2 protein-coding genes are annotated in these 5,025 nt (G+C 58.1%); both read left to right on the top strand.

Translation table 11 applies throughout. From position 1 onward, the window contains the following. Nucleotides 1–1,383 precede the first annotated feature (1,383 nt). Nucleotides 1,384–1,869: a hypothetical protein gene (locus AC1RQG_RS27740; protein ID WP_493136632.1), complete on the top strand. Its 486-nt coding sequence runs from the start codon at nt 1,384–1,386 to the stop codon at nt 1,867–1,869. A gap of 1,228 nt (nt 1,870–3,097) precedes the next feature. Next, nucleotides 3,098–3,613, top strand: a complete 516-nt coding sequence (locus AC1RQG_RS27735) for a hypothetical protein (protein WP_493136630.1) — start codon at nt 3,098–3,100, stop codon at nt 3,611–3,613. The last annotated feature ends 1,412 nt before the right edge of the window (nt 3,614–5,025 follow it).

Raw genomic sequence — 5,025 nt, 5'->3', positions numbered from 1 at the left:
GTGCTGATAATCGGTGACGCAATTACGAGCAGCGCAAAGTGCTACCCTTGATCCCCTCGCCAATCCGGTCGCAGCGCGTCTACGTGCGCTGCGGCTCTGCTGGCGAGCGCCACTGCGCTGCCGGCGGCGGCCGCGCCGATCGACTGGGCGCACCAGGCGGGCGCGGTCCAGGCTAACGGCGCTGTTACCGTCAAGAGCCTGTCCGGAGGCTCCTACGCTGCCACCAACAATCCTGCAGGTGCGGTGGCGCGCGCTAACCAGAACGCGACTACGCAGCCTCCGACCGTGATTATCCAAGCAACGGCGGCCACCAATGCACCAGTGATGGCGCAAACCGCTAACGTCTACTCCGGAAATTTGGGAGGCGTCTCAGGCGCAGATGCAAAATGTGCCGCAGAGTTTGGTGCTGGCTGGAAGTTCGCAGAAATGGGGAAGCTGGTATCCGGCGTTCCTGTATCCGGAGGCACGGGGAATTATGTCTGGATCGCAAATGCGACAACTGGTGCCTCCTGTAGCAACTGGACCGCTAGCAGTGGAAATGGCCCCGTGCTAATCGCTAGCGGATCGTCCCTTCCAGTTTGGTCGGCAAGTACCACTGTCACATGCGGAAACACATACAGACTCGCGTGCGTAAATTTTTGATGGATAAACCATTGGCAATTTAGATCCCCTCGCCAATCCGGTCGTAACGCCGCCGCGCACGCCGCAGCGGTGCTGGCCACCGCCCTGGCGCTGCCGGCGGCCGCCGCGCCGGTCGACTGGGCGCACCAGGCCGGGGCAGTCCAGGCTAACGGCGCTGTGACGGTCAAAAGCCTTTCTGGCGGCTCCTACGTCGCCTCGCGCAACCCGGCGGGTGCTGTGTCACGTGCGAACCAAAACGCCGCTACGCAGCCCCCTACGGTAATCATCCAAGCAACAGCAGGTTCGTATAGCGAAACAGTTCCTAAGATCATAGTCGGTACAACGACAGCACCTACTTGCCCAGCAGGTTACACGCGAGTATTTGCGGCAACTGGTTCAGATTGTCCTGACAGTAGCAATCAGGTTTTCAATGCAGCTGGGACGAGATGGAACCTAGTCACCAACCAACCCAATTGGGCGGGGCGAATTGGATGGATCATGGATGGCTCAGGTTATTACTACGCTTCCAGTGGTGGCAACTATTCCGTGATAGGGCCGCAGGCATCGTGTACCGGACAGACGTGGGCAGCGTCAATCTGTTCAAAATAGGCATGTCGATGCCGTCGCGGCCTAGCCGGCTCGATCCCGGCCGTCTGCGATGCACAGGCGCTGTCCTGGGCGCACCAGACGACTCGCTCCAATTAATTGCCTCGCCAATCCGGTCGCAGCGCGTCGGCATCCGCTGCGGCCCTCTGGACCGCCTTGGCGCTGCCGGCAACAGCCGGCCAGATCGACTGGGCGCATCAGGCAGGCCAGGTCCAGACGAACGGCGCTGTTATCGTCAAGAGCCTGTCCGGAGGCTCATATACCGCCACCAGCAACCCCGGCGGCGCGGTGGCGCGCGGCAATCAGAACGCTGCTACGCAACCTCCTACGGTCATCATTCAAGCTACAAGTGGCGGGTTCTTCAATTTTGGAACGGATTGTTTTATTTTTAATGCCCCGTCTGGCGGGCGATATATCGGCGTAGGCAAGGTAACAGGAAGCACATTTACAGGTATTGCTGCAATACATACTGGAACAGGTGGAGCGAATATCTTGGGACTTGCTCTTGGAGTGATTCCATTCGCTACTGATACACATACTGTCTCCTTTCGGGGGTTGACGTTTTTAGCTAATATTGGATCGACGGACTACGGAGTCATCCAGAACGAGACAGTAGTCGGCCCCATAAAATGCTATCCGTAATCCCTTCGCCAATCCGGTCGCAGCGCGTCGACGTGCGCCGCGGCCATCCTCGCCGCGCTGTCGGTGCCGGCGGCCGCTGGCCAAGTGGACTGGGCACACCAGTCCGGCCAGGTCCAGGCAAACGGTGCCGTTGCCGTTAGGAGCCTGTCTGGCGGCTCCTACGCCGCGACCAGCAATCCCGCAGGCGCGGTGGCACGTGCGAACCAGAATGCAGCGACGCAACCGCCCACGGTAGTTATACAAGCAACGGGAGGTTCAAGTCCGCAAATGGTTCCCATTACAGTTGCTGGTACGCTTCTATCTCCCAGCTGTCCAACTGGATATACCTCCGTCTTCAATGCTGCGGGAACCGGATATGGATCAATCATTCCAACCTATAACATCGCAGGTTCTCGCTTCAACTTCGCCTCCTACTACATCTATGCTGGTACCTCTCAATACTGGGTTGGGTTCGGAGCTGATACGGTACCTACAGCAGGCATGTCGAATGGAGTTGTGGCCAGCGCAATCATGGCCCCCGCAGTCGCTCAGGTGACGAGCGCTACTCAGTGGGCGGCAACCTTGTGCTCGAAATGATCCTGACACGATGCATCCGCTCGTTCGCAGTTTTGATGGCCTCGCCAATCCGGTCGCAGCGCGCCGGCACGCGCCGCGGTTATACTTGCCGCGCTCGCGATCCCGGCGGCCGCCGCGCCGATCGACTGGGCGCACCAGGCGGGCGCGGTTCAGGCAAACGGCGCTGTGACGGTTAAGAGCCTTTCTGGCGGCTCCTACGTGGGCATCAACAACCCGACCGGTGCCGTAGCACGCGTCAACCAGAATGCCGCCACGCAGCCGCCTACCGTCATCATTCAAGCAACCGCAACGGCTGGCAACGCAGAGACGATTCCGATGGTGTCGGGCAGCGCGACGCCGCCATCGTGCCCCGCCGGATACATCGCTGCTGTCACTCGATCCGGAGCAGGCTGTCCAGCATCGGTTTGGAACGTAGGCGGCACACGCTTCTCGTTGATTTACAACGGTGGGTCGATGGTGTCGTTTGGTACTGAGACCTTTCCTATTAGTTCTAGCTCTGGATCCTGGCCAGCAGTAACCCCAGCAGCTGTGTGCACCGGAAACTGGAGCGCAGTTCTTTGTACGAGATAACCTATAATCCAAGCGTTACCTGGGCGAGCCTTGACGGCCTCGCCAATCCGGTCGTAATCGATCGGCATACGCGTCGGCCGTCATGAGCGCCGCCATGGCGCTGCCGGCGGCCGCCGCGCCGATCGACTGGGCGCACCAGGCCGGGGCAGTCCAGGCTAACGGCGCTGTGACGGTCAAAAGCCTTTCTGGCGCCTCCTACGCTGCCACAAACAATCCTACAGGCGCGGTGGCGCGCGCTAACCAGAACGCGACCACGCAGCCTCCGACAGTTATTATTCAGGCGACCGGCAGCCCCAACGTCCAAATGGTCCCGCTCGTTGTGAGCGGGACGACTGCTATACCCACATGCCCTGTCGGCTACACCTCGGTCTTCTCTAAAGCGGGGGCAGGCAATGCGACGCCTATGGAAACGACGTTCAATATCGCAGGATCTAGATTCACGTTTGGTTATCTATACTACTCTGGCACCTACTATGTCGGATTCGCGACGGACTCTATTCCAATCATGGGCTATTCAGGGGGAACTACACAGATTTACTACGCCCCTATTTATGTGAGTGGCGGCGTCCTGTGGGCTGCAAATCTGTGTAGCAAATAGCGTTTATACCTACAGCCCCCAACGTGCGTGGGGTATCGCCGGATCGGTTGGAACTTCAGCGTTATATATCGTTTATACTGTTTATATCAAATTTATATTTAGCCCTGCAAATTCCGTGCACACCGAAATTTCAAAGGCGTATTCCTGGCTGTAAGCACCTTTGTTCCATCGGCCATATTTATGGAGTACGCATGAGTTGCGCCGTAAGGTGAGAACTGAACAGGACTATTCGGATTGTCCGTAGAGGTCCAGTATTTCGCAGTCGAATCGAGGCTTAACTTGTCGCGCATGGCGAATAGAAGTTGCATCTGTTCGTAAGTGGGCAGGTACCATGTCCCGACATAGGAAATTTTATAGCAGTAGTTGCCCGCTGAGAGAAGAACGCTGGGATCGCTCTGTCCACGGACAGTACAGTTTGTTGGTACCACGAACATCTGATGTAACGCTTCTGTATACGTTGCTCCGTCATATGATGGTTGTGACAGCGCCGACGTGGTTACGAAGTAGCATCCCCAGCCCACTAATCCGTGAGTATCGTCCTTCAAAGCTACTACCACGTCTTCATTTGTGCCTGGCATCCTGCCCAGATATATGCCAGCGGGAGCGGAGGAGAATAAGCTGCCCTGCACTGGCTTTCCGACCTCGCAATGCGTCGGAACTTGATTTTTGTCTATTCCGATATAGCAAGGGATCGCGGCTCCGTTTATGAGAATAGTCGGTGGTTGGACCGCCGCATTCTGGTTGGTTTTAGCAATTCCACCTGCTGGGTTGCTAGTCGCGGCGTACGTGCCTCCTGAGAGGCTCCTGACGATTACAGAACCATTGGCCTGAACCGCGCCTGCCTGATGTGCCCAGTCGATCTGTCCAGCGGTCGCAGGCAGCGCCAGGGCGGTCCAGAGGGCCGCAGCCAGCGCGACGTCGTTACGACCGGATTGGCGAGGGGATCAGAAGTTCGCGCAGGTCACCGGTTGAGCCTGATTACAGTTCTGAGCGAAAAGAGCGTTGCCACCGCCATTTGCCAGAGGATTGGTAGTTGAGCCGGTATCAGCATTACTGCCTGACGTCCAACTTTGGCACGATTGGTTTCCGGCCGTCGACTGCACCCAAGAACTCACAATAGCCGCACCTGATGGCATCACGGAACGCATTCCCGCCCAAGCGAAGCGCCAACCTGTTCCGTACTCCGCTACACACTTAGCGTCGCCACCTACCGCCCCCCCTAGGTTTCCTGAATATTGACGGAGTGTCGTGACCAACACTGGCGGCATAGAGCCGCTTGTGGCCTGAATAATTACCGTAGGGGGCTGCGTGGCTGCGTTTTGGTTCGCACGTGCTACCGCCCCCGCCGGGTTGCTCGTGGCGACGTAGGAGCCGCCCGACAGGGTCTTAACCGTCACAGCACCGTTCGCCTG

This window comes from Rugamonas sp. GW822-FHT03B10, assembly GCF_058801745.1.
Note: the sequence above shows the minus strand (reverse complement) of the source record. Positions and strands in the feature narration are given on the sequence as shown.

Excerpts from the sequence above, each read along its gene's own strand:
- AC1RQG_RS27735 (WP_493136630.1), top strand. The coding sequence starts at position 3,098 with ATGAGCGCCGCCATGGCGCTGCCGGCGGCCGCCGCGCCGATCGACTGG.